The organism is Acidaminobacter sp. JC074 (assembly GCF_022496765.1).
Lineage (GTDB): Bacteria > Bacillota > Clostridia > Peptostreptococcales > Acidaminobacteraceae > JABXKX01.
On the sequence record NZ_VANV01000015.1, the window covers coordinates 137137 to 161894 of the forward strand.

Sequence of the window (24758 nt, forward strand, 5' to 3'; positions counted from 1 at the left end):
TTTAGCTTTGTTTTCCACTGAATTCACCTGCTTCTTCTAACATGTCATAGATCAACTGACCCATGTATTTTCTGTTGTCTTCTATTACAGAATCCAAAGAAAAATCAAGGCGTGTTGTTTTATCAGCCTTTAGAATAATCACACCACCTAGGATGCGCTTGTCACTTTTTTCAACTGATTCACATAATAAGTCTAATGCTTTACACTGGTCTAACAACATGTCTTTATACTTTGTATCTTTCTCGTTTACATAAACTGTGAATGCACCTAAAGAGGCCATCATATCACGATTTTTTACAAAGATATTTTTTAAATACTTTTCGTAGTCTTCTGTTTCAACAAACTCTTTGGTATAGGCCTTTACACCACTTAAAAGTTCATCGATCATTGTTTTTCTTTTAAGTAAAAGACGTCTTTTTCTTTCACTTCTGGCATTTGAAAGTCTCTGAGAACGTTCATTTTTAATGCCTCTTAAAAGAGAATCCTCATATCTTGCTCGGTCTCTTTCTAACATTTTCTTACGTTCTGCAAGTTCAATTACCATCTTGTTTTCTAGTCCTTCCACCTTTTCATCATAAGCATCCTGTTGACGATCGATGATTCTCTTAGTAAACAATTTCAATTTATCATTGACTGTTATCATAACAAACCTTCTTATAGTTTTAATCCGATTGATTCACGTATATAACGTGTAATAAAATCACTTTGAATACTTTCTTTCGGTCCTGGCACTTCAACAATAAGCGTATCCTTTGCACGAAGTTTTCTTGCCATGACTTGATCTTCTATACGCACCTTTATGGTATGGGTCAAAATAATGATACCTATTTTAGGATCATCGATGAGTTCATCTATCTTTTTTATAATCAAGTCATCATCTGTCATCAACTGCCCTTCTATACCTGCCATTTTAAGGCCTAGTAGGGTATCTTCATTGTCACTGATTAAATAAGATTCCATTATAATCTACCAATAATCATGATAGAAATGATTAAACCATAAATAGCAATACCTTCAGCAAGTCCAACAAAGATCAAAGTCTTACCTAAAATCTTTGGATCTTCAGATACTGCACCTAATGCAGATGAACCAACAGCTCCAACGGCATAACCTGTACCGATTGTTGCAAGCCCTGTTGAAAGAGCTGCCGCTAGATAACCAAGTCCAGAAGATGAAGATGCCGCTGCTTCAGTCGTCGTATCAGTCATGGCAAATACTGCATCTGGTACCAGTATCGCAAAAGCCATCAACATCAAAGGCACAAATGTAAAGACGTTGACTCTAAGCATCTTTTTTAGAAGTTTTCTTGATTTTTCATTATTTCTTATCAAATAGTGGATACCAAATCCAACAGTAACTGTCACAATTATAATATTTAAAGCTAAAATGAGTTCCATTAGTTTACGCCTCCTAAATTCTCTATCTCTACAGGTTCAAAGGCCAAGCCGTCACCTGTGTAATATTTACTAAACATCTCATAATAAACCAGTCTCAGTCCTTGTATCAAAACAATCAGACCTTCTAAACCAATAACCAAGAGGTTACCTAGAATAAACATAGATACCTCACCTGCCAAGGTGCCTGTAATAGCAGCTATGGTATGGAAAGCCATAAACAAACCAACATGGTTTAAGGCAAAGGCCCCTACCCTTACAAAGGACAAGGAATTACTCAGCATACCTAGGAATGTTTCTAAAAGCTCAAAACCACTTTCCACATAATACTCTGATGGTGGCTCATGGTGTAAAGGCTTAATTTTCTTGATGGTATTGGCAAGGGGTTCTCTTACGACCATTAAAACAACCATTAAAAAGATAATGACTTTTAATGGGCCTGTCGGTATAAAGGTCCATTCTAAGAATGAAGCACCTGCAAATAAGAGAATTGCCAAGAACAGGACAATACCTGCTATACCATTACGACCAAACAAACCTTCTTTTAAATCATTTTTCTTTAGTTTATTCACCACACTGTATGCATAAGATATCATTAAAAATACCAGACCTGTAATAACACCCGCTATTAACATGGTGTTGATGTTTTCAATTGGTCGAATAAAGATGTTAAGTGGTATAAGCTTTGAAATCACATGCTCATAACCAAATAATGAATCATAGAAGAAACCAAATATCATGGAGAATACACCGATTCTCATCAAAATACCGCCATAAGATGCCACTTTTTTCTTTAAGAAGAAACCCGCAATGGCCAGTATAAGTCCCTGTCCCAAGTCACCAAACATGGCACCAAACAAGAACATATAAGCAAGGCCTACAAAAGATGTTGGGTCTAGTTCATCATAAGATGGGGTACCATACATATGCACCAACTCTTCAAATGGTTTAAAAAGCCATTTGTTTCTAAGTTTTGTCGGCGGCCTTAGTTTTCTAGTGACATCGTCTACTTCCCTAGTTCCATAAACAATACTCGAACCATATTTCTCAAAATATTCTTCTAAAAAGTCACTATCGGTCTGAGATACCCAACCTGTGATATAAACATAATTGTTGGTCACTGCCAGCTGCTTTTTCATCTGTTCAATTTTAAGCTCCAACATCAATTGAGCATAACAAATCATCAAAGACTGGCCGTGTTTATCCCTATAATTAGTAGCTTCCATATGAAGGCCATCTAATTCTGTATCAATGAAGTTCATACGGTCTTTTATCTTAGCAATCATCTTTTCTGGCGTATCTAAATAGCCATCTAGAAGTTTGATTTCTTCAAAGTAAACCGACCTTAAAATTCTATCTGTCTCTAACTCTAATTCTTTAAGAGATACAACAATATATATCTCATTGGTTCCCTTCCTACCAATATGTAAAATAGCCGCATAGATATTATCATAATTCTTAGTCAGCCTTTCCATATTTTCTTTAGATAATATACCAAATTTCACATTGAAAAAGTGAAGATTAAAGAGTCGACTAAAATCTACATTTTCATAAATCCCATCCAGTATGTTCATTTCCTCAAGACGATTTTTTTCTTCTTGTAAAACATCAATACGTTCTCTTATATGGGTTAACTCATCATAAATATGGTTGATATCATCTTCCATATCTTCGAATCGGTAATTTTCATGTAATAGATTCTTATCTAATAGCCTCTCAAGGTTCATATAGTCCATCAGCTTGTAGAGCTTTTCCTGAACAGATTTGAAATCTCTTTTCTCAGAAAAACTGTCAATCAAACACAGACCTTTAACCTCTTCAATTAAGTCTTCATCTACTTTCAATTTAAAATTACTCTCATTGATCTCAGTCATAGCATTCACAAGATGTATTTTCTCTTGAAGGGCAATATCCCTCAAAACATCATGGGCTTCTGACTTCTCTATGACAAGATTCAATAATTTCATTTTTTCTACTGCCAAGATTTCACCTCCCTATATAACCCTAATCAAGTACTCCTTTAACTCTTCTGGAGCGACACCATAGTGTTTTGCTTCTATCATTGTAAATAAATCACGCATTTCAAACTCAAGTCTATGGGTAAAAGTAACCACCGTAATCATATTTAGACTTGATTCTCTTTCACTCTTAAGAAAATGCTTGTATAAATAGCGGTCCATGTCTCTTTCTAGATAAAGTTCTGTATCCTTATCATGACTGAAAAGCTTCTTATAATGTGTTTTTGTCATCAAATCAAACAAAGTTTCCTCATCCTCTGCATATGACAACTTCTTTAACAAATCATAGTTTAAGAAATGACCATTTGGTAATGTATAATTGAGTATTTCTTCACTTGAAAGCTTATAAAACTTTCTACCTCTATAGATCCACTGGAAATTAAGAAAGTCTATGTTCATCTGAAGGATTTCAAATATAGGCTTTTCATCCCCTTTGAACTTAGAAATCTCGACAGATAGTTTAGAAAAATAGACCCTGTCTATGTTCATTTCCATATAAAAGAGCATACGGTCTTCATCTTCACTTAAATAAAGTTTAAGAACCTTATAGTAAAGTGTATCCTTTAACATCTCTACAAGTTCTGCTACATCTGTGCAAGCAGACATTTCTCTGTAATCTAGCTTAGAATAAAAGGATGCATTGGGATACTCAAGATAGAGCTCCGAAATGTCTTGTTTTAAAATCAAACCTCTTAAAAAGGCCTTGATGTCTTCTGCTTCAAATCGCTTCATTAAAAGTCTAAAGAGCTTCTGATAGTCACCAGTTATAAAGCAATTTATTTTCTTATAAAGGGTTATAATATAGTTTTTTATATGGCTTTCCACATTGGCTATAGAATAATCCTCTTCATTCATATCCTTAAAAATATTGCTGTAGTAGGTCTCTTCATTTAAGTAATCGAAGATTTCTTTTTCACTGGTCATTGTAAGCATGTTTAAGTAATCTTCATGTGTTAAAAGTTTACCCACCATACTCTTGATCTTAGTGTTCACTGCAGCAAAGCGTCTGACATTAGACATAACTATACCTCATCTAAAAAAACATGCTCAAAAACCTTCTTGATCAGTTCTTCTTTATGATTTTTCATGATGTCATCTAATCGATCGGTTTCTGAATAACACGTTTCCATTATGGCCTGCTCTTCTTCTATGGTCTTGGCTAAAATCTCCTTTGTTTTTCTTTTAGCCTGAACACGGGCAGCTTTCATATATTCTCTTTCAGATTTTTTTAAATTTTCTAATAATTTTTTATAATATTCATCCTCTACTTGATCAAGCTTTTCCTCTAAAACAATGCCTGCTTCATCAATCTCATAGAGCTTTTCAAGTACCTCATCGATGTTAAAATCTTTCACTTTGACACCTCACAATCTTACTTCTATGATAGCACTAAGAAATTTAATTTAAAAGCATTTCTAAGATAAAAAGGGAAACTTCCTAGGAAGTCTCCCTTTGCTTTTAACTAGATTTTATACAGATACTTTTTCTACTTTTTCTTCTATTGAAGTGTTTTCCACAACTTTACCAAATACCTTAATGGCAGCAAATGCTAAACCATAACCAAGTATAAGTGAAATAAATGGATTGATACCAATAAGAGCAGCTGGTAAGTAACCAACGATTACAGCGATAATTGCCACTGTAAGTGCATATGGTATCTGGGTCTTAACATGATCAATATGATCACTGGCGGCCGACATAGAAGACATAATGGTTGTATCCGAAATAGGTGAACAGTGGTCTCCAAATACTGCGCCTGTAAATACTGCACCGATTGTTGCATATAAGATAGTACCAGTTTCGCCACCTGAAAGTGTAAATGCTAACGGTACTGCGATAGGCATTAATAAAGCTGTTGTTCCCCAAGATGTACCAGTTGAGAATGCAATGATACAACCTAAGATAAATACTGCAAGTGGAATAATAGAAGCAGAAACTCTACCTTCTAAGATACCTACTAAGTATTTAGCAGTTCCTAGATCTTTACACATAGAACCAATACCCCAAGCCATAACTAATACGAAAATTGCCATAACTAATGATTTAGCACCATCGATCCAAGCTTTCATAGCCTCTTCGAAAGTTAAAATCTTTTGAGAAAGTACAAGTACAAATGCTACCAACGAACCAGAGTAAGCTGCCCACATCATAGCTGTAGTTGTAGAACCGTTACCGATGATGTCTCTGATTGTCGTAAAGGCAAATGGTGAATTGTTAACAGCATCGATAAGTGCTTGGTTGTCTCCACCTAAAATCGAATTTTTACCTGTTAAGTATAAACCGAACATAACCATAAATATAACTGTTACAATAGGAAGCACAGCATTCATAACTCTAAGTGGTGTGCCTTCTTTGATTTCCATTTCTGTTAACTCTTTAGAAGCAAGTGGTGTTGCACCATCAGCAACTAATTTACCTTCATATCTAGCACGTCTTTCAGCCTTAAGCATAGGACCAAAGTCTCTACCTGTTAAAGCAATCATAAGTACGAAGCCTAACATGATTAATGAGTAGAATCTAAAAGGTATAGATTCGATAAATACACCGTAAATATTGGCTTCTACACCAATAGCATCAAAGGCATCTCTTAGTAAACCTAATTCATAGGCAATCCATGTAGAGATAAGTGCCATAGAAGCAACAGGTGCTGCCGTTGAATCTGTTAAGAAAGCCAGTTTCTCACGAGAGATTCTTAACTTATCAGTTAAAGGTCTCATAGTTGTACCAACCAATAATGTGTTTGAATAATCATCAAAGAAAATCAATAAGCCCATAGCCCATGTAGCTGCCATACCAGACTTAGCTGTCCTTGCCTTCTTGGCAAGCCACTCAGCAATTGCCTTAGCACCACCAGATGCTGCAACCAAACCAATCATACCACCTAAACCGATATCAAATACGATGATACCAGCATTCCACTCAGATGCTACGGATCCTGCTATGTACTTAGTTACTGTATTTGAAAAGCCTTCAAATACGTTACCACCAGCAATAATTGTTGCCCCAACTAAGATTGCTGCAAACAAAGAAGGTAAAACTTGCTTTGTTTTAAATGCAAGAACAATCGCAACCAGCGGTGGTAATAAAGATAAAATACCATAGTGTTCAATAATTCCATTCATAAAAATAACTCCCCCTTCACAAACAGTTTAAAGAGAGAGATTCAAACTTCTTCAAAATCCTTCGCAAATTTTCAGAATTCTTTGAATTATATGGTATATTCACGACTTTTTCTAGAATTCAGACAAGTTCTCTAAAAACTTATCTAAAGAGACGCTGCCCTTATAAGCAGACTTACCTCTGACATAATCCATTTCTTTTTTAACAGATTCAAAGTCGTACAAGGCGCTTGAATACTTGATAAATAGCTCATTCATATAATCTTCTATGCCTAAATAAGCCAGATTTCTAAGCCCTTTATTAACAGCTCTTCTCATTCTTTGTCTGATTATCTTAGGATTTTCACCAATAGATTTACATACTTTCTTAATGGCCTCATCAATGGTCACAGCTTCAGATTGCTTCAACTCGATAACCATCATGATGTCTTTAGAGCCTTTTTCAGAGTAAATACCAAGATCTTTTAAAACACTTTTGGCAACTTCTTCATGTCTGACTTGAGAAGCTGGCTGTACATGACCAATTAAATTAACGATTTGATCAAGCTTTCTGGTGGTCTCTATTTTTTCTGTAATGTGCTTTAAAACTGTCAGGACTTCAAAGCGGTTAATGGGTTTAGAAATAAAGAAAGAAATCCCTTCCTTATAGGCCTGTCCAATCATTTCTTTATCAGATACTTGAGAGATCATTATAAAATCTACATCTTTATGGACTTCACGTATCTTCTTAACAACATCCACACCATCGAGTTCTGGCATCAAATAGTCTATGATGACCACATCAGGCTTGAGGACCAAAATATCGTCAATGGCCTTTTTAGGATCTGTTCCATAAGCAATTACACGGTTGTTAAAATCTTCTTCAACAATGGTCTTGATTATTTTAACAACATTGATATCATCATCTAAAACTAAATAATTCATGAAACCCCCTCTAAATTACTATGGCCTATTGTTATAATAAAACTTGTCCCCTCTCCTAAAGAGGATTCAACTTCCAATTTACCCTTAAAAACTTCTTCTACCATTTCCTTAACCAATGTTAAACCAATGCCCCTGTAGATATCACCTGTCTTTTCATCAAACTTAGTTGAATAACCCGTGTTAAAGATATAATCGATGTCCTCCGGTGATATACCCTTGCCATTGTCTCGGACAAAAATTTCTAAATCATCATTTACATCTCTGGCATAGATATATACCTTACCAGCATCACCACAGGCTTCTATACCGTTATTAATCAGATTTCTAATAACCGACATCAGGTAAAAATGTTCCTTTACCATAACAGATGATTTGCATTTAAAGTGACAGCTGATGCCAGGTGTGTCTTTTATATACTCTTTTGTATTGTCTTCTAATATCTTAAAAAGATCTTTTAAGTCCAGTTCATCCAGGCTCATGTTTTCGCCATAGATCTCTTCAAGTCCTTTGACGGTTCTTAAATAATCCTTTTTTATTTCATGAACATCTTTAGAAAGCTCTAAGGCCAGAGATCTTAAGGCCTCATCTTCAGAAACCCTACCTTTAATCTGATGCGACAGCTTCATAAGGGCTTCAATCTGATTCATGTTCTTATATAGGAAGTAGATTTCACTTTTAAAACGCGAAGTCTGCATCATAAGGTGTTGATACCTTTTTTCATGTTCCTGGTGCATAATCAAAGAAGTATACCTGACCACAACAAATATAGTCAGTAGGGTTAAGCCCGTCCTACCTAAGGCAACCAATATAATCCCCTGTATCATGGACCACTTGATTTCAAAGAGCTGGGTTCTTACCAAAAGCTCAACAAGATTGGATAAGAAGTCCGATAAAAACAAGATGATGTAATACTTTGAGGTAAACTGATCTTTAAATAACCGAGACAGTATATAAAAAACCAAACCATAAGTAACGTAGAAAAATACGTCTGGATAAATTCTAATCAAAAGTTCTGACATGGTATAGTCAGAAAAGGAATCAATGAAAAATCTTATACCTGGTGAAAAAACAGCTACCATGCAGCCTAAAATAACTGGATGGATATCATCAGAAAAATACAGGGCTATCCCCAGTATGATTGCAGTAAAGGTAATGATAAAACCAGGTACAAAGAAGTTGACATAGAGTCTTGCACCTAGGGCAACTAAAAAGGCTGTAAATATATACTTTCTGACTTTAGAAACTGACCTGGAAGGATTCTGACTGATCTTCATATATAAGTTCTCCATCTTTATAAAGTGATAAGACATATGTGTCTTTTCTTCTAACATTAATATCTACTATATTACCAAATAATCTAAAATTCTTTAAAGTCATATAAGACCATGACTTTGGCAAATGTGGTTCAAAGTATGCTTGATTCAGGCCCATAGGCCTATAACCCAAAATACCTTCAGAGATGACTCTAATAAATAGAGCTGATTCCCCAGATAAGTGTTTCTGATTGCCTTCAGGATAAGCTTCTATGGGATAAGGCACGTGAGAGCCTAACATTCTAGATCTAACATAATCCATCAGTTTGTCATATGCATCATCCATATCGTGCATAAAGGCTGCTCTTAAGGCATATAGTAAGGATCTGTCCCAAACTATATCATGACCTAAGGCGGATTTTAAACCTTTATCATGGTGTAGAAACTTAGAAAAAACAAGTTTTAAGATGTCTCTAGACCGCTTTTTTATACCCATAACAAGGGGGACTACAGCCCAAGATCTAAGTTCATCATTTTCTTCACAGTACCTATAGGACTCATAATCACCGACTTTTATACCGAAATAATCTTCTATGCTTGAAGCGAGCTCTTCTGCCAAGTCTAAATAATCTGAAGTCATACCTAGAGACGTCTTCAAATAATGCATGCTGATTAGACCATCATAAACCAGTGAAGAGGTAAACAAGTTGGTATTTCCAGAAGGCAATCTATTTTCAAGCTCATCTGAATCACTTAAGATAACACCGGATGCATGACGTTTATTTAAGCAAAACGAAAGTGCTTTTTCTAAATAAGAGATCATGTCAAGACATAAGTCTTTGTCACCAGATGATAATAAAAAGCGACCTAATCCATAGGCGTACATGGCTGTATCACCACGGTCTCCAGCCACACCTTTTACAGCATCCCCTTCACAAATAATACTTGATGGCAAAGGACCTTTATCTAAGTATCTAGAAAACATTTCAAAGCCATTAACACTTTGTTTATAACCTAATTCATAATTCATATAAGCAAATAAAGGATTGGTGTATTCACACTGGTCATTGGTCCACATGCCACCATAATAAGAGCCACCGCCTGGCGAATGCATCCATCCTGATTTGGTCTTAAAGATAGACTCACAGGTCCTTATTTTAGTCAGAGTAAAAAAGTAATCTAACTCCTTATCAGGCGATTTCAAAGTTAAACTTTGACTTAAACTATCCATAAAAGCTCTTCTTTCACCCATAAGGGCTATTAAATCAACCTGGTCTTCACCATGATATTGATAATAGACTTTATCTTTTAAGTCCTCTATGGTATGCATGCCATAGCTTCGGCTCACAAGTTTACACCTGCCTAAACATTTAATTCTATAATGATGATTAAAGGGCTTTATCTGATAGCCTTTTAAGTCTCCAGAAAAAGAAAATGATTCAATCAAACACCTCTGGGTCATAGACGGCATCATAGACCATTTGAGATTGAGCTTCTTATAAGAAAGATAAAAAGTAAGAATGCCATTAAATACAATTTTATCGACATGCCAGTTGATCTCTTTGCCCTTATCAAGGACACTAAGAGATTTTTCTATATTCATCCGCATGTTATTTCTTGTATGAATAACCTTGGACCTGATATTAGGAAAGGCCAAATGTCTAGATATTTTTAACTTTTCTTTGATGACACCATAAGTAATGATGGTTGAAATCTGCTGACCACTCATTTCCAAGTGATTGATGTAATCAAGTGGTTTTTCTATTAAAATGCCATCTTCACATAAGATATGCTTCTGCTTGTTTTCATTTAACTTTCCCCACCTAGGAAAGTAGGGAATGGGATTCATTCTTTGAATCAACCATGGATCAATTTTCAACATAACAACTCCTCAATTAACTTTATCATATAATCTATCTCAGTAAAAAGAAAGCAAGCAACTTCACAGGATGTTAATCTTTACATATTGCCATAATCCATCCTAATCATATTTAATTTTTTCAAAAGAAAAGAACCTTTAAATAATAAAGATTCTTACACACATTTATATCACTTTCAAACCTTCTCGATCAGGAAAATCAGGAAATGGCTTTGTTGGTAAAGTCTGATACCAATAGGCAACCGTTGCAATATCATCTTGCCTTGCAAGATAAGCGCCTCCATCATTCCAATGATGAGATTGACAGCCAAGGTCCTGAATTGTTACTTTCAAATCCTTATCGAACCTTATAGGATCCATAATATGCCATCGGTACATAGCAAATCTTTGTTGTGAAATATAAAGCCCATTAGGCTGTATTATCTGATGCATACCAGAAAAAGGTGTTGAATATTTTTTATATTCACCATCTACATCCCAATTCCAGGCACCACCAAAATAATCTTCGGTCCCAGTACCACATATGGTTGGATAATCTTGGTCACCGTCAAGATAAAACTTTATTTCTCCTTCTCCCCACCAATCATTGGCGCCATTTAATCCAATATGATAAGCAGTTCCCACATAATGCCCTTTTCCCTCAACACCGTCTAAAATGACATGATCTTCTTTAAATTTAACAGGGTTACTCCTTCTAAATTGTGCATGAAAATAACCACAATCATCCGATACATCTGTTAAGCTATAATTGATTTGATAATACAAAACCTTGTCCTTATGATTTCTATTTTCCAAGGTAATTTTGCAATGATTTCTAAAAGGCATACTCCAGAAACAGTTAAGACCGTGTTTTGGATTAACAGCAACAGGTACCGAGTTAACTGGCGCAAATTTAACCGGCCATAAAGCTTCTGTATCTGTCCAGCCACTTGCAAAGAAATCTCCTAAAGGACATTCAACTGAAGGCTGTTCTTGATGATCCCAATATATTCTTAATATATAATCTCTCCCGATATAACCTGTCATCCATAAGCTTTGAATGACACCAGGACCTTCTATGTCGGCAAGTACTACAGTAGATTTTGCAGGCACCATTATGCTAGGCGATATTTTCCATCCTTTTCCTAGAAATCGACCCGGATCTTTTCCTGTACCCTCTTCTGCCATGCCAGCTTTACCTTTTTCTCCGCTGAAGTTTTCAGCACTAATTGACCTACTTTTGGCATCTGACAATTTTGATAAATTACCTAACCCCATTTCTATTCCATTAAACATTTCTTCTCCTTAACAATTATTGTGCAGCGCTTGATATGAGTCGACATTTCTAATATCTTTATATTACAACAGTTAAGCAAATAAATCTTTACCAGTTAAAGAGTATAATTTAACAATTATTGACTAAGGAGGATAAACGATGTTTGATTTGAATAACCTTTCACCATACGTACGTGTTGCTCTTGACAATACAATTATGGAAGCTTGGACTTTGACAGAACGCATCATATTTGATTACGAAATACAATATATTAAGTCAGGCACTATTGAAGTGGTCATTGACAATAAAGTTTATCATGGAAAAGCAGGTGACATCTTTCTTTACAAACCAGGTCAAACACATACCATGAAAAAAATCGGTAACCAGCCACTCAGACAGCCACACTTGCACTTTGACTTAACTTATCAAAACAATAGCCCTGATGTAAAGGTGTGTTTTCGACCCTTTAATGATTTGTCAGAAGAAGAAAAAAACTTTATTCGAGAAGATTTGACTCAGGACAATCAAATGAATCTGCCAAATCTAATTAGACTAAAGGATACAACTACTTTTGAGCGACTCTTGTTTAACATAATCGATGAATTTCATGATAAACCACCATATTATGAAAGTAATATCAAAGGCATGTTTATCCAACTATGGACATATTTACTTCGCGAAAATTATTTTAAAGATCATATAAACGCCTCAAATACTGCTTTGGCTAAAGAAATAAAATATTATTTAGACAACAACTTTCATCAAACTATAACACTTGATGATCTTCAAGATAAATTTTTTACAAATAAGTTTCATCTCATAAAAATATTCAAGCGTATATACCAAACAACACCGATTCATTACCACTCACAAGTAAGACTTTCAAAAGCAAAAGAGTACATCATGTTTACAAATTACAGTTTAACAGAAATAGGAGATAAACTCGGTTTTAACAGCTTACATGCATTCAGTAGAACATTTAAGGGTATCGAAGGTGTCTCACCATCTTATTATAGGCAAAAAAATAGATCATAACTGATCTATTTCCGTGATTTTCTATAGCTAGAAGGACTCATTCCTTCTGCTTTTTTAAATACTTTGTTAAAATAATAAGGGTCTTCAATGCCTATTTCCCGACCAATTTCTTCAATAGACAAATCTTTATTCAATAACAAATATTTTGCCTGATTAATTTTCAGACTATTAATATACTCTATTAGACTGACACCCTTTGTCTGTTTAAAAAAACGACTCAGATAGCTTGGATTTAAATGAACATAAGCACTTAAGTCATTTAGAGTTATTTTTTCTTGTAAATGACTCATAACATAATGTTCAATTTTTTCCATTATCCTGTCTTTATTATTTTTAAGAACTTTTTCATTTTTGATTTCATCTAAAACTCTATCTGTCTGAAGTAAAAAATCATCTTTAAATCTACAAGATTTTAGCTCATCTAGCCTCTGCTTAATCTTTTCTGTCACTTTTATATTTCTTGTTTTAATGATATGTTTTAATAGAATCACGACAGCATTTTTTGCAACTTCTGGAGAGGTGCCTTTTGATTCAGCTTCTTCAATCAAGTTACAAATCAACTCATAAACTTGCCCATAATCACTTTTATAAACATATCCTTTAACATCCATTAACAACTGTTCATACGCAATCATTGTATCTTTAGATACAGTCAGTTCACTTAAGTCTAAAACACTATTCTCACCTAAATAAAACTTGTATACAGAGTAGTTTTTCATCATTCTAATATCATTATAAAGACTGTTTCCAAAACTTTTGTGTAGTATAACACTTACTGTTTGATTGATGTACATATTTAGTTTCTTGACAATTTTCACAGCAAGATTTTCTGGAAATTTAACGGTATTACTCGGTGCAATTAGAACATACTCGTTGCTTGTTAAATCAATAATCTCTCCTTCAAATCTATTTCGTGTTGTTTCTAGAATAATGCTTTTAATTGTAAATGTCATTTGCTGAATGTCAGAAATAATCTTCTTATCAATAGCATCTAATAGAGAATCCACTTGTATTAAAAAAACTTGATTTGTACCTAAACTTAATTTAAAATCATATGTTTCAATGTACTCTTTCAGTTTAATATCGTTAAAATCCTTATCAAGAAGAATTGATTTTAGTATTTTTTCTCTAAATAACTTCTTCCCCCTTAAAATCTCTTGGACCTCTTGTTTGGATATTTCTAAATCTTTTTTCTCCTGATCCAGTGTTTCACAAATTTTTTTTATGACAGATTTAAACTCTTTCTGCTCCATTGTGCCTTTTAACAAATAATCTGAAGCACCTGATTTAAGCGCTTGCCTAACCAAATCAAAATCGTCATGATTACTTAGAACTAAAATTTTACCATTATATTTCATTTTATTTAATGAGTCAATCAAGTCTAAACCACTCATGACAGGCATCATTAAATCAGTTATAACAAGATCTATATGCTGTGACTCTACTATTGATATAGCTTCACTTCCCTCGCACGCCTCTCCGACCAGTTCCAAATCTAAGCTTTCAAATTCAATCATATTTTTAAGTGCCAAACGCACTATTTTTTCATCATCAACGATTAAAACTTTATACATGATCTTCTCTCTTCTTATAAGGTAGACACAGTGTTACTACAGTAAAACCATCTTCAAATAATAATTCTAAACCATATTCCTGACCAAAGTGTAGTTTAATTCTTTCCTCAACATTTGAAAGGCCAATGCTTGTTAACTTTTTTGACGGCATTCTATTTACTTGTTTATCGATCAAACCTTTGCCATTATCAGCAATCCTTAGAGTTAAAATACCATCTTCTAAAAAACCATCAATTGTTATTTTCCCATCATAATCTATATTCTCAAAACCGTGTATGATTGAATTTTCAACAATTGGTTGTAACAGTAACTTAGGTATTTCGGTTTCATTCATTTCTTCACTAAGATTATTAATTAAATAGAAATTATCTCCATATCGCATTTGTTGAATGACAATATAGTTCTCGATATTCTTGATTTCTTCTCTAAGTGATACATACTCATTCTTATTAGTGATTGTATCTCTAAGTAGATTTGATAAGGCATCAAGACCATCTGCAACACTATAGGATTGACTCATCTTTGCAGTCCATTTCAGTGAGTTCAAAACATTAAATAGAAAATGAGGATTTATTTGTGCTTGTAGCATACTTAACTCAGCTTCTCTTTTTTCTCGTTCTTCAACCTCAAGTTTTGTAATTAAGCTTTGAATTCTATGAAGCATTTCATTAAAGTTAGATATAAGATAACCAATTTCATCCCTCTTCTGGTATTCTATATTCGGAGTTAAATCGTTCCCACCTTTCGTATTCTTCATAACATCAACCAACTGATTGATTGGCTTAAAAATTGCTCGCGTCAATATAAAGGCTACTAAAATCGCAGCAAGGATAGCGATAACCACAAAAATAAGAATCAAAAGACCTAGTCTAGAGGTTTCTTCAGATAGATAACTATTTGGAATCAAACAAACTAAATAATATTCTGTCTCCTCAATCAAATCAGAGGTTACATAATAAGTTCTATTATCCTCATTCACTGAAAAAGCAACTTGCTTGTCCTCAATAACGCCAGCAATTGCCTTTTCATTATCAAAAATACTACCTATTTTTTCTGTTTTATTGCTAGATAAAATAACCCCATCTTTATTAATCACATATACCAAGATACCATCATTAATACTGTCTAAACCGTCCAACACATTACTAAAATAACTCTCAGGAACGGACATAATCATATAGCCCATAGGTTGTAGGGAGAATCTCCAGTTAATCACACGACTAATTAAAATTTCTCCCTCCCTAGAAGTTGGATCATAGTAACTTTTTCCTGCCAAATCATACGTCTTTGATTTAATACTTTTCCTCGTATCCTCATCAATCTCATCAAAACCATAATTGTAAAAATATACGTCATCATTCGTCAGTATCTCAAATATATTTATATAATTATTCATGACAGGATCTTTGTAAATTGTCATTTTTATAGCTGTAGAAGTTGTATAACGACTATATGTATCATTTTCATCGAAGACGTGTAGGTTCTCTTGCACATCATCATGAACCATTACTTCATCCAGTGCTTTTTCAATTGTTGAAAATTGGACTGACATATGATTCGCAGTTTCTTTTAAAGTTCGATCAAATAAAATCAGATACTTGTTTTGTATATCCCTTTTACTTTCGAATCTAAAAGCAATACTAATCAATATGATGGGAACAATTGAAATCCCAATAAGTGCCATTAAAAGTTTTTTTCTAAAGCTCACTTCTACAACCTTTCAAATAGTTTATAAGTTAATTTTAGCCCTTTAAACCACCGACTGTCAAACCGGATGTAATATGCTTTTGAAGTATTGCATAAACAATAATTGTTGGCAACATAACGATTACCAAACCAGCAAACAAAGCTCCCCAATCAGTTGAATAACGTTGAACCTCCATTAAGTTAATCAAACCTATTGGAAGTGTTCTTTTAGCTTCTGATGAGATATAGGTCAATGAATACATATACTCATTCCAGAATGCCATGATATTGAAAATGCTTACAGTAAGAATCGCTGGCCTTGCAATTGGCACCATAATTTTTAATAACAAACCAAAATATGAACATCCATCTATTATCGCAGCCTCTTCATACTCCTTTGGTATACTGGTAAAGTAACTCGAAAGAATAAAAGTTGTATATGGAATTGCAGTAAAAGCATAAACCATACTCAGTCCAATTAATGAATCATATAATCCAATATCCTTTAACAACATAAACAGAGGTACTAATCCAAATATCGGTGGTAAAAAAAGTCCTATCAGGTATACTTTCTTAATAAAATTTCTAAATCTGAACTCATAACGACTTAAAACATAAGCTGATGCAATACTAAAAGTTAGTGACAAAATTAATCCTAATATCGTTACAAAAATAGAGTTTATGAAATAATCTCCCATATTCGCTTTTCCAATAGCATTGATATAATTTTGTATATGGAAACCAGATGGCATTTTCCAAGGGTTGTCGTAAAACTCAGTTGATGTTTTTAACGACGTCAGAACCGACCACAACAACGGTAATACGACAAATACTGTGTTTACAATTAAGACAAGCCTAACAGTAAACTTACTAAAACTAAATTTTTTTTTCATTTAAACCTTCCTCAATATTGTATAGTTTCTCTTTGAGTCAACTTGTTGGCTAAAAAAGCAAGTGACAATGAAATTGCCAAAATCAAGATCCCTATAGCCATGGCATAACCAAAATTACCTTGCTCAAATGCTTGCCAATACATATATACAGATAGAATATTAGATGAGTTGTCCGGTCCACCTTTTGTCATTATGTTAACAAAGGCAAAACTACCATTAAAAACACCTATAATATTAAATATGATTGTTACACGCATAACTTCCCAGATTAAGGGCAGAGTAATTTTTCTAAACTGCACCCAATGACTTGCACCATCTAGTACTGCAGCTTCATACAGATGGTTTGGTACACCTTCCATAGCGGTTGTATAAAGCACCATATAATAACCTGCTGCTTGCCAAACCATGGCGATTGATATAGCCCATAAAACTGTTTTTGAATCTCCAAGCCATACCTTGGCAATACTACCCAATCCAACAAAATTAAGAAAAGAGTTCATAATACCCAATGTAGGATGGTAGATAAACATAAATAAAATTGAAATAACAACTAAAGATAATACATTTGGGAAGAAGAATACAACTCGATAAAAATCCTTTTCTTTAAACTTCATTTTCGTGATACCATATGCAAATAATAATGATAAGGACATGGTAATCAAGGGCACAATTGCAAGCAAAATAATATTGTTTCCAAAAGCCTGCCATACCTTATCATCATTGAATAAAGTTATAAAATTCTTTAAACCTACAAACTCAACATTCGGGGAAAGACCACTCCATTTATAAAATGCCATCTTAATCGATTGTAAACATGGATATAAGCCAAATATTACATACAGTATAAATGCAGGCAATACACATACTGCAATAAAAAAACTTTTCTTTTTTGATTTCATTCATACCACCTTTTCAAAAAAAATGGAACTACAAGAGTTCCATTCTACAAATCATTAGTTCGTCATTGATTCACGCACTTTTTTATTCGCCTCTTTTGTACGTTCAATCCATTCATCTACAGTAATATCACCATTCATCAAACTGTTTATTGCGTCTGAAAATTCTTTTTCTACACTAACTTCTGCATCTTGTACAACTTTCCATTGGAAACTGAGTGGTCTTGCACCATAAGTGTCAAATACAGAAAACACATTATAAATTGAGTCTGATATGTATTCTTTAACGATGTCAACACCATTCTTAATCGGCATAATTGCACCGCCATGTTTGGCCGCTAACATGATCATTTCCTTTTTATATTGATATCTCATGAACTCCTTAGCCATTTCAGGATTCTTGGCATTTTTAGGAATGTAATGTGTTTCATATGATGTAATTACATAAGATGTATCTTCAGAATTTAATTTTGGTGCAGGCATAAATCCAAACTCAAAACCTTCTTCTGGTGTAACATCTTTCATTTCATTAGGCATCCAGTTACCATTAGGAATAAATAAAGCTTGTCCTTGCATAAATGCTGTTTGTGATTGCGTATGATTAAGAGCAACTGTCCCTTCCATCAAGTGACCTTCTGTAGCAATTTTTCCAAATACATTCAGTACTTCCTTTACTTTTGGAGAATCCCAAGCATCTTTTTCATAATTTAAGATCTTATTGGTTTCTTCTACACCAGCACCAGAAGCGAGCATAGCACCATAAATAAATTGGTTATATATTGGGTATATACCAGCATAAGTGAATAAGGAACGATCTAACGCTTTACCCTTTTCAGCATATGCAAAGAACTCATCCCATGTCACCGGTACATCCCAGCCGTTTTCATCAAATAAACCTTTATTATAGTACATACCAAGTACTTGCATATAAACCGGTGCATAATAGATATTACCATCATCAAGTGGACTACAGTAATCTAAGAAGCCAGGTATCATTTTGTCTTTTAACTTAACACCATCACCATCAAGAGATTCTGAATCAAATACATCATTTAAAGGTAATAATGCATTGTCAGCTAATAAGAGTTTATCAAGCTCACCTGCATAAATATAATCAGGGGCATCACCCGCTACCAAACGTGGTCTAATAATATCAACAATCTTAGGACTTATTGTCAATTTTACTTCTACATTTGGATAATCCTTTTCAAAAGCCTCTACAACAGCATCCCAATAAGCTCGACCATAACCGCCTTCAAATGCGGCAACATCAAGAATGATCTTTTCTTGTACGACTTCTTCTTCTCCTGTACCTGTACTAATGTCTGATGATGTATTTTCTGTATTGTCAGAGCATGCAAATAGCGAACTCAACAATATACTAACAAGCATTAGCAATGATAACGTTTTCTTTAACTTCATATTCCCTCCTCAATATTCTTTACTATACCAGTATATTTGAAGAGGTCCTTTTGATGAATGTCATATTTTTACCTCCATTTGTTTTATATTTACTTCATTATACTATACTTGATAAAGCACTTCGACTTTCTTGTTTAGCTCTCCCTTCTCATCCAAGACTTGGCGATAAGTCCCCCATGCTTTCCCATTACTCCAAAATGTCTTAAAGTTATTTTGATTGATACTTGGGTTGAACTCAATCGAATCTTTGGTCAGATCATATCTATAACCACTCAAGGAAAGTAACAAGCCCCAACTTGCCAAGGATCTCGCATAATGATGACCACATTCTACCTCACTCCAAGGATTTCTCTTTATGCCATCGTATCGATCTCTACAGGCCTTTGCCATAGTGAGACCTTCTTCAAGATATCCTTCATATATCAAATGTGTGGCTACCTGATACTCAATGCCTGTCCAAACTTCATCGCTATATACAAAAGGTAGTTTAGGTCGTCCACCTTTTGGCCAAGTACATAAAAGAAGACCTGCTTCATCATTTAGAGCATATGTCCGTTGTACGTTCACATGATTCTCCATACTTGTCATGAAGTTATAATCAAATATAGACTTTACAGCCTTTTTAACATGATCTTTAGGTAGTACATAACCTAAACCTGCTATGTGCGCCATAGTCTGACCAAATAACTGATCTGATAAACATCCACTACCATATTGATACTTATATCTATTAACATCATCAATTCGTTGAATATAGTATTCCTCATCCCATAAGAGTTTATGCATCTCTTCATGTCCTGTCTCAAATGCTATAGAATATTTATTGTAACCTTCATCATCAGATAGATACTTTGCGATTTCAGTACATGCTTTCAATGCGCCATAAAACATGGAGTTAACAAGAGAATTTGGACCGTAAAATTCAATATCATATGTATTATGCTGTTGACTATCTAAAACATAATCACCGTCTTTGTCCCAATGTGTAAAAGCATAGTCCATAGCCAACTTGATTTTTGGCCATAATGTTCTTATAAAATCATCATCACCAGATAATTTCCATTCTCTAAAAGCTCTAATAATTGAACCCATCTGTCCATCAGCTGCAGGATGTACTTGAAAATCCCAATGAAAAGGCTTGTTAAACAGTTTATCAGTTCTAAAGTTCATCTTTCCACTATCATCAGTTTCTAATAAAAACTCAGTTTTTCTCGCTGATCTTTCTAATGAAGGAAATAAAAAGGCTAAAGTTTGAGCATAATTCCAAACATGTGTACATGTTCCATGACATGATCCAAATTGGTCATGACTCCCCTCCCATGCCATAAATGCGCCGCCTTTTATCCTAAAGCAAGTTGTACTTCTTATAACTGTAATATTACTTGCAATAGCATCTAACACATAAGAAGGCAATGTTGATGAATACAAGGCATTTGTAAACATTCTCGATTCTTCTTCTAGTCGTTTCATATTGCTTATTATATATTCACCTACATGCCATGAATCCTCAAATAAAGTTGCATAGTGATTTTGTGTAGTATCCATGCTATTGACATCCATATCATAAACGTCAACTGACCACTCATCAGGACGATTCGGTAGATACCAAGTAATAAGAAACTCAAAATTTTCTTCTTCTCCAGCATTTAATGTTTTATTGACACAGATTGCGCCTACTTTATGTGTCTTATGGCCTAACTGAGTTGCTAAACCAATCTTAGCCGAATCCTCATTCAAATGCCCATCATGAGATAAATCTTCCCAATAATCATGTATACCATCCCACCAAGCATCATGGTTCCATTCTGGTCTACATGATACATTTTTTTCAGATGTCATAATTGAAAGATTACCATACTTGACACTCTTTTTATCAATATTTTTTGACCCCATAAAAACACCGGTTAGATTGCCTTTAGAGCACTTTTCATTAAACGTCTCTCCAACAGTATCCATGAAGCCCCATATCGAGTTTCTTACAAAACCCATGGAGTTGGTCAAAGAACCTGCTATCGAAACCTCTTGTGTCTTATTACTTACGTTTTTTACTTTATATCTAATGATAGCCCCTGGTATACCTGAATCATCTGGGTTTAATGGTATAAAAGGTGTAAATGCTTCCATAGACACTTGAACAGGCATCTCAGAATCTTCAAATTCAACATTTACAAAAGGATACTCACTGGTCATTTTGCTATCTTTAAATCGAGGTAAGCCAGCATACTTTTCAGCTGAATATCCAATTGACATGTTAAGATACGGCGGTCTAAGTGCAGATTCAAGAACTCTTAATTTAGGTTCTTTGCTTTCTTCCTTAGTCCTTATTGTAAAAAAAGTATAATTAGAAGTATTCCCTTTTCCTGGACTATTATAGATTTCCCAGTCTCTAAATTCACCTCTTGATCCAATTGAAATATTCCCTGTGCCTATACCCCCTAATAAAAATGCTGCCTGGGTATGTTCTGGTTTATATGCCTTTTTTACATAACTGTCGAATAATACATCTCTACTAAAAGTTTTGTTCTTCATTAGTCCCCCTTTAATTAATACCAAAATCATAACCAAAGTTCTCATTTAAATACATCAATTATTTTTACTAGGACATGTACTATTTTTACAAAAAAAAAGGCCAGAGGCCTCTTAAAATTCAATCACTTCATATTCATGTTCTAATAGGTCTATATGCAAAACTTTCTTTGATAAAATATCCCCTTTACCCAGTAAGACCTTTAAACCTTCAGCGACTTGTATGGAAGCGATGGTTGCAGGTGTAAATGATGGATTGCCAAGTAGGCTTTCTATACCAGTCGCACCTCTATAAATCTTATCCAGTGTCCGATCACCCGGCAAAATAGTCGATACTTGACCATACCAGCCACCTATTGCACCGTGTATCAAGGGTATCTCAAGTTTTTCACAAACCCCTTGTAGCATAAGCTTGACTTCAATGTCATCTACTGCATCAAATACAAGATCATAACCCATTAGGGTCTCCTCTGCATTTTCTTCATGAAGCATTTCTATCTTGTAAGAAATATCAATAGTCGAGTTGACACCTGACAGGTGTTCATGTGCAATCAAGGCCTTGTGTTTGCCTAGGTTGCTTTCTCTACTTAAGAGTTGCCTATTAAGGTTTGATTCATCAAAGACATCCCCATCAATACAAATCAAATTACCAATACCGAGTCTTGCAAGCATTTCTGCAATAAAACCACCCAGTCCACCACAGCCAATAACAGCCACTTTAAAGTTTCTAAGAGACTTGTTCTCCTCTTCTGATAACATGTTCATATTTTTTGAGTAACGCATTTAACCACCACCTACAGGTGGAAATACAGAAAGTGTATCTCCTGGATTTAATTTCTGATCAAAATCACCATCTCTACCGTTTACAAGTAGTATGGCCACATCTTCTAAATCGATCTTAAGGGCTTCTAGAATTGACCTTGGTGTTGGCTCTTCAAAGGTCATTTCTTTTTTCTTAAAGCGACCCAATCTAAGGGTCGCAAATAATCTAACTTCTACAGTCATTATAAACCTAATTTCTCCAAACGTTCCTTAGTTGGAAGACCATCTTTACTCCAACCTCTTAACTCATAGTACTCAGGTAATAAATCAGATAACTTATGTACCCAGCCCTTAGATGGCCCTTCAGGAATTGGCTCTTCTAATAAACGTTTTGGTAACTTGTCTTGATCAGGTGAAACACCTGCTTCTAAGTTAAACTGTCTTTCAATGTTCCAAATTCTTTCACCTGCTTCTAATACAGAATCAGCGGTATGGTCTGTACCACAAACAGCATTGACTAGGTCTGCATATTCTTTAGCACCTAATGCAAATGATGTAAATAAACACATACCTAGAGAATCTATAGACGCTGTTAAGTCTTGGAATATCTTAGCCCAAGTTGCCTTACCTTCAAGTTCAAATCTATCTAGCTTTTCAGGAAGCGCTAAGATTTCTGGAGAAATCAAGTAACCTCTTACATGGCAACCACCTCTATTAGAAGTTGCATACTGTAAACCTTGACCTTGAATACCTCTTGGGTCGTAAGCTGGAATTTCTAATTTCTTAACTGACATGGATAAATCAGCTACACCATAAGAATCAGCTAATCTGTAAGAACCCATTGCAAGTTTTTTACCAAAGCCTTCAGCACGGCCTAACTTTCTCATCCACTCAACAATTGATTCTGCATCGCCCCACTTAAGTGCAAGGCCTTCTAATTCTTCATCCTTGACATAACCTCTTTGGTAAAGTTCCATAGCAGCCGCTAAAGTGGCACCTGCAGAGATTGTATCAATACCCACTTCATTACACATATGGTTGGCCTTAATGATCTGATCTAAATCATTGATACCACAGTCTGAACCAAATGCCCAAATTGTTTCATACTCAGGACCACCACCTTCGCCATCACCGATTCTTACGTGACGACCACAAGCGATAGGACATCTATAACAAGCCGTTCTCTTAATTAAGAATTTTTCTTCCATTGTCTCACCAGAAATATCTTCTGCCTTATCAAAGTATGACTCTTGGAAGTTATTTGTTGGGAATGCACCATTTTCATTGATGATGTTAACAAGTACAGCAGTACCGTAAGTTGGTAAACCTTGACCCGTTACACCATTTTCTTTTATTTTAGCCAAACACTCTTTAAAGACTTCTTTTAAACCTTCCTCATCTGCAATGGCAGGTTTAGAAGAACCCTTAACAGTAATGGCCTTTAAGTTCTTAGAACCCATAACTGCACCAACACCCGATCTACCAGCTGCTCTGTCTTTATCATTCATAATAGCAGCAATCATAGATAAGTTTTCACCAGCAGGTCCAATTGTCATTACCTTGGCTTTTTCAGGAATCTCTTTTTCTAGAATATCTGTTGTTTCAGAAACAACCTTGCCCCAAATGTGTCCAGCATCTCTAAAGTCAATTTTATCATCTTCAATGTTTATGTATGTTGGTTTGTCTGCTTTACCTTCAAGGATAATCACATCATAACCTGCAAATTTTAACTCAGCACCCCAATAACCACCAGAGTTAGAAGATGCAATCGTATCAGAAAGCGGCGACTTGGTAACGACCATATAACGTCCACCTGTTGGTGTTGGCGTACCTGTGAGAGGACCTGTCACAACCAATAACTTGTTTTCTGGACTAAGTGCATCTACATCAGCAGATACTTCATCTTTAAATATCTTTGTACCTAAACCACGTCCACCAATAAACTTCTGAGCCATTTCTAAATCTAAGGCCTCTACCTTATAAGTTAGATCTGTTAAATTAACTCTTAATACCTTACCTACATAACCGTTCATATTACCTCCTTTTTCAATCAAGTAATACTATCGCATAAATGATGCCAAAAAAAATGAAACCTTTCTATTAAGAAACGTTCCATTTCGAT

General features: G+C 34.7%; 21 protein-coding genes. 1 reads left to right on the plus strand and 20 read right to left on the minus strand.

Going from position 1 to position 24758, the window contains the following annotated elements; translation table 11 throughout:
- Window position 1 precedes the first annotated feature (1 nt).
- The 11 genes from EZV73_RS17560 to EZV73_RS17610 form a co-directional block, all read right to left on the minus strand.
- Window positions 2-643, minus strand: coding sequence for a V-type ATP synthase subunit E (locus tag EZV73_RS17560; RefSeq protein WP_240841713.1), 642 nt, complete (start codon window positions 641-643; stop codon window positions 2-4).
- 11 nt (window positions 644-654) lie between these two features.
- Window positions 655-960: a V-type ATP synthase subunit F gene (locus EZV73_RS17565; protein ID WP_240841714.1), complete on the minus strand. Its 306-nt coding sequence runs from the start codon at window positions 958-960 to the stop codon at window positions 655-657.
- Entirely contained in the window at window positions 960-1397 is a 438-nt protein-coding gene (locus EZV73_RS17570; RefSeq protein WP_240841715.1) for an ATP synthase subunit C, read from the minus strand. The genes EZV73_RS17565 and EZV73_RS17570 overlap by 1 nt, the downstream gene beginning before the upstream one ends.
- Window positions 1397-3376: a V-type ATP synthase subunit I gene (locus tag EZV73_RS17575; RefSeq protein WP_240841716.1), complete on the minus strand. Its 1980-nt coding sequence runs from the start codon at window positions 3374-3376 to the stop codon at window positions 1397-1399. The genes EZV73_RS17570 and EZV73_RS17575 overlap by 1 nt, the downstream gene beginning before the upstream one ends.
- A 12-nt stretch (window positions 3377-3388) precedes the next feature.
- Entirely contained in the window at window positions 3389-4432 is a 1044-nt protein-coding gene (locus tag EZV73_RS17580; protein WP_240841717.1) for a V-type ATPase subunit, read from the minus strand.
- Between the two features lie 2 nt (window positions 4433-4434).
- Window positions 4435-4767 carry a hypothetical protein gene (locus EZV73_RS17585; RefSeq protein WP_240841718.1) on the minus strand — a complete coding sequence of 111 codons (333 nt, stop codon included), beginning with the start codon at window positions 4765-4767 and terminating at the stop codon, window positions 4435-4437.
- Window positions 4768-4881: 114 nt separating this feature from the next.
- Entirely contained in the window at window positions 4882-6534 is a 1653-nt protein-coding gene (locus EZV73_RS17590; RefSeq protein ID WP_240841719.1) for a Na+/H+ antiporter NhaC family protein, read from the minus strand.
- Window positions 6535-6645: 111 nt separating this feature from the next.
- Window positions 6646-7455 (minus strand): DNA-binding domain-containing protein, encoded by an 810-nt coding sequence (locus EZV73_RS17595; protein ID WP_240841720.1) that lies wholly within the window; start codon window positions 7453-7455, stop codon window positions 6646-6648.
- Entirely contained in the window at window positions 7452-8729 is a 1278-nt protein-coding gene (locus tag EZV73_RS17600) for a sensor histidine kinase (protein WP_240841721.1), read from the minus strand. The genes EZV73_RS17595 and EZV73_RS17600 overlap by 4 nt, the downstream gene beginning before the upstream one ends.
- Window positions 8692-10590 (minus strand): hypothetical protein, encoded by a 1899-nt coding sequence (locus EZV73_RS17605; protein ID WP_240841722.1) that lies wholly within the window; start codon window positions 10588-10590, stop codon window positions 8692-8694. The genes EZV73_RS17600 and EZV73_RS17605 overlap by 38 nt, the downstream gene beginning before the upstream one ends.
- A gap of 162 nt (window positions 10591-10752) precedes the next feature.
- Window positions 10753-11862 (minus strand): glycoside hydrolase family 172 protein, encoded by a 1110-nt coding sequence (locus EZV73_RS17610; protein WP_240841723.1) that lies wholly within the window; start codon window positions 11860-11862, stop codon window positions 10753-10755.
- A gap of 139 nt (window positions 11863-12001) precedes the next feature.
- Here EZV73_RS17610 and EZV73_RS17615 point away from each other — a divergent pair, with 139 nt between their 5' ends.
- The gene (locus EZV73_RS17615; protein ID WP_240841724.1) at window positions 12002-12877 is read left to right on the plus strand and encodes a helix-turn-helix domain-containing protein; all 876 of its coding nucleotides are present in this window, start codon (window positions 12002-12004) and stop codon (window positions 12875-12877) included.
- A gap of 5 nt (window positions 12878-12882) precedes the next feature.
- Here the strand turns inward: EZV73_RS17615 and EZV73_RS17620 are convergent, their stop codons facing one another.
- The 9 genes from EZV73_RS17620 to EZV73_RS17660 form a co-directional block, all read right to left on the minus strand.
- On the minus strand, window positions 12883-14451 hold the full coding sequence (locus EZV73_RS17620; protein ID WP_240841725.1) for a response regulator: 1569 nt from the start codon (window positions 14449-14451) through the stop codon (window positions 12883-12885).
- Window positions 14444-16159, minus strand: a complete 1716-nt coding sequence (locus EZV73_RS17625) for a histidine kinase (RefSeq protein ID WP_240841726.1) — start codon at window positions 16157-16159, stop codon at window positions 14444-14446. Before EZV73_RS17625 ends, EZV73_RS17620 begins: the two co-directional genes overlap by 8 nt.
- Before the next feature lie 34 nt (window positions 16160-16193).
- Window positions 16194-17030: a carbohydrate ABC transporter permease gene (locus EZV73_RS17630; protein WP_240841727.1), complete on the minus strand. Its 837-nt coding sequence runs from the start codon at window positions 17028-17030 to the stop codon at window positions 16194-16196.
- 11 nt (window positions 17031-17041) lie between these two features.
- Window positions 17042-17929: a carbohydrate ABC transporter permease gene (locus EZV73_RS17635; protein WP_240841728.1), complete on the minus strand. Its 888-nt coding sequence runs from the start codon at window positions 17927-17929 to the stop codon at window positions 17042-17044.
- 54 nt (window positions 17930-17983) lie between these two features.
- The gene (locus tag EZV73_RS17640; protein WP_240841729.1) at window positions 17984-19348 is read right to left on the minus strand and encodes a carbohydrate ABC transporter substrate-binding protein; all 1365 of its coding nucleotides are present in this window, start codon (window positions 19346-19348) and stop codon (window positions 17984-17986) included.
- A 102-nt stretch (window positions 19349-19450) separates the two neighbouring features.
- Window positions 19451-21877, minus strand: a complete 2427-nt coding sequence (locus EZV73_RS17645) for a GH116 family glycosyl-hydrolase (RefSeq protein WP_240841730.1) — start codon at window positions 21875-21877, stop codon at window positions 19451-19453.
- 111 nt (window positions 21878-21988) lie between these two features.
- Window positions 21989-22657, minus strand: a complete 669-nt coding sequence (locus EZV73_RS17650) for a HesA/MoeB/ThiF family protein (protein WP_240841731.1) — start codon at window positions 22655-22657, stop codon at window positions 21989-21991.
- On the minus strand, window positions 22658-22879 hold the full coding sequence (locus EZV73_RS17655) for a MoaD/ThiS family protein (RefSeq protein ID WP_240841732.1): 222 nt from the start codon (window positions 22877-22879) through the stop codon (window positions 22658-22660). It abuts the gene before it with no gap.
- On the minus strand, window positions 22879-24669 hold the full coding sequence (locus EZV73_RS17660; RefSeq protein ID WP_240841733.1) for an aldehyde ferredoxin oxidoreductase family protein: 1791 nt from the start codon (window positions 24667-24669) through the stop codon (window positions 22879-22881). Before EZV73_RS17660 ends, EZV73_RS17655 begins: the two co-directional genes overlap by 1 nt.
- Window positions 24670-24758: the final 89 nt, after the last annotated feature.

Coding starts and splice junctions, on each gene's coding strand:
- EZV73_RS17655 (WP_240841732.1), bottom strand. CDS start 22,879: ATGACTGTAGAAGTTAGATTATTTGCGACCCTTAGATTGGGTCGCTTT.
- EZV73_RS17650 (WP_240841731.1), bottom strand. CDS start 22,657: ATGCGTTACTCAAAAAATATGAACATGTTATCAGAAGAGGAGAACAAG.
- EZV73_RS17615 (WP_240841724.1), top strand. CDS start 12,002: ATGTTTGATTTGAATAACCTTTCACCATACGTACGTGTTGCTCTTGAC.
- EZV73_RS17595 (WP_240841720.1), bottom strand. CDS start 7,455: ATGAATTATTTAGTTTTAGATGATGATATCAATGTTGTTAAAATAATC.
- EZV73_RS17620 (WP_240841725.1), bottom strand. CDS start 14,451: ATGTATAAAGTTTTAATCGTTGATGATGAAAAAATAGTGCGTTTGGCA.
- EZV73_RS17590 (WP_240841719.1), bottom strand. CDS start 6,534: ATGAATGGAATTATTGAACACTATGGTATTTTATCTTTATTACCACCG.
- EZV73_RS17560 (WP_240841713.1), bottom strand. CDS start 643: ATGATAACAGTCAATGATAAATTGAAATTGTTTACTAAGAGAATCATC.
- EZV73_RS17660 (WP_240841733.1), bottom strand. CDS start 24,669: ATGAACGGTTATGTAGGTAAGGTATTAAGAGTTAATTTAACAGATCTA.
- EZV73_RS17630 (WP_240841727.1), bottom strand. CDS start 17,030: ATGAAAAAAAAATTTAGTTTTAGTAAGTTTACTGTTAGGCTTGTCTTA.
- EZV73_RS17570 (WP_240841715.1), bottom strand. CDS start 1,397: ATGGAACTCATTTTAGCTTTAAATATTATAATTGTGACAGTTACTGTT.
- EZV73_RS17580 (WP_240841717.1), bottom strand. CDS start 4,432: ATGTCTAATGTCAGACGCTTTGCTGCAGTGAACACTAAGATCAAGAGT.
- EZV73_RS17635 (WP_240841728.1), bottom strand. CDS start 17,929: ATGAAATCAAAAAAGAAAAGTTTTTTTATTGCAGTATGTGTATTGCCT.
- EZV73_RS17605 (WP_240841722.1), bottom strand. CDS start 10,590: ATGTTGAAAATTGATCCATGGTTGATTCAAAGAATGAATCCCATTCCC.
- EZV73_RS17600 (WP_240841721.1), bottom strand. CDS start 8,729: ATGAAGATCAGTCAGAATCCTTCCAGGTCAGTTTCTAAAGTCAGAAAG.
- EZV73_RS17610 (WP_240841723.1), bottom strand. CDS start 11,862: ATGTTTAATGGAATAGAAATGGGGTTAGGTAATTTATCAAAATTGTCA.
- EZV73_RS17565 (WP_240841714.1), bottom strand. CDS start 960: ATGGAATCTTATTTAATCAGTGACAATGAAGATACCCTACTAGGCCTT.
- EZV73_RS17640 (WP_240841729.1), bottom strand. CDS start 19,348: ATGAAGTTAAAGAAAACGTTATCATTGCTAATGCTTGTTAGTATATTG.
- EZV73_RS17645 (WP_240841730.1), bottom strand. CDS start 21,877: ATGAAGAACAAAACTTTTAGTAGAGATGTATTATTCGACAGTTATGTA.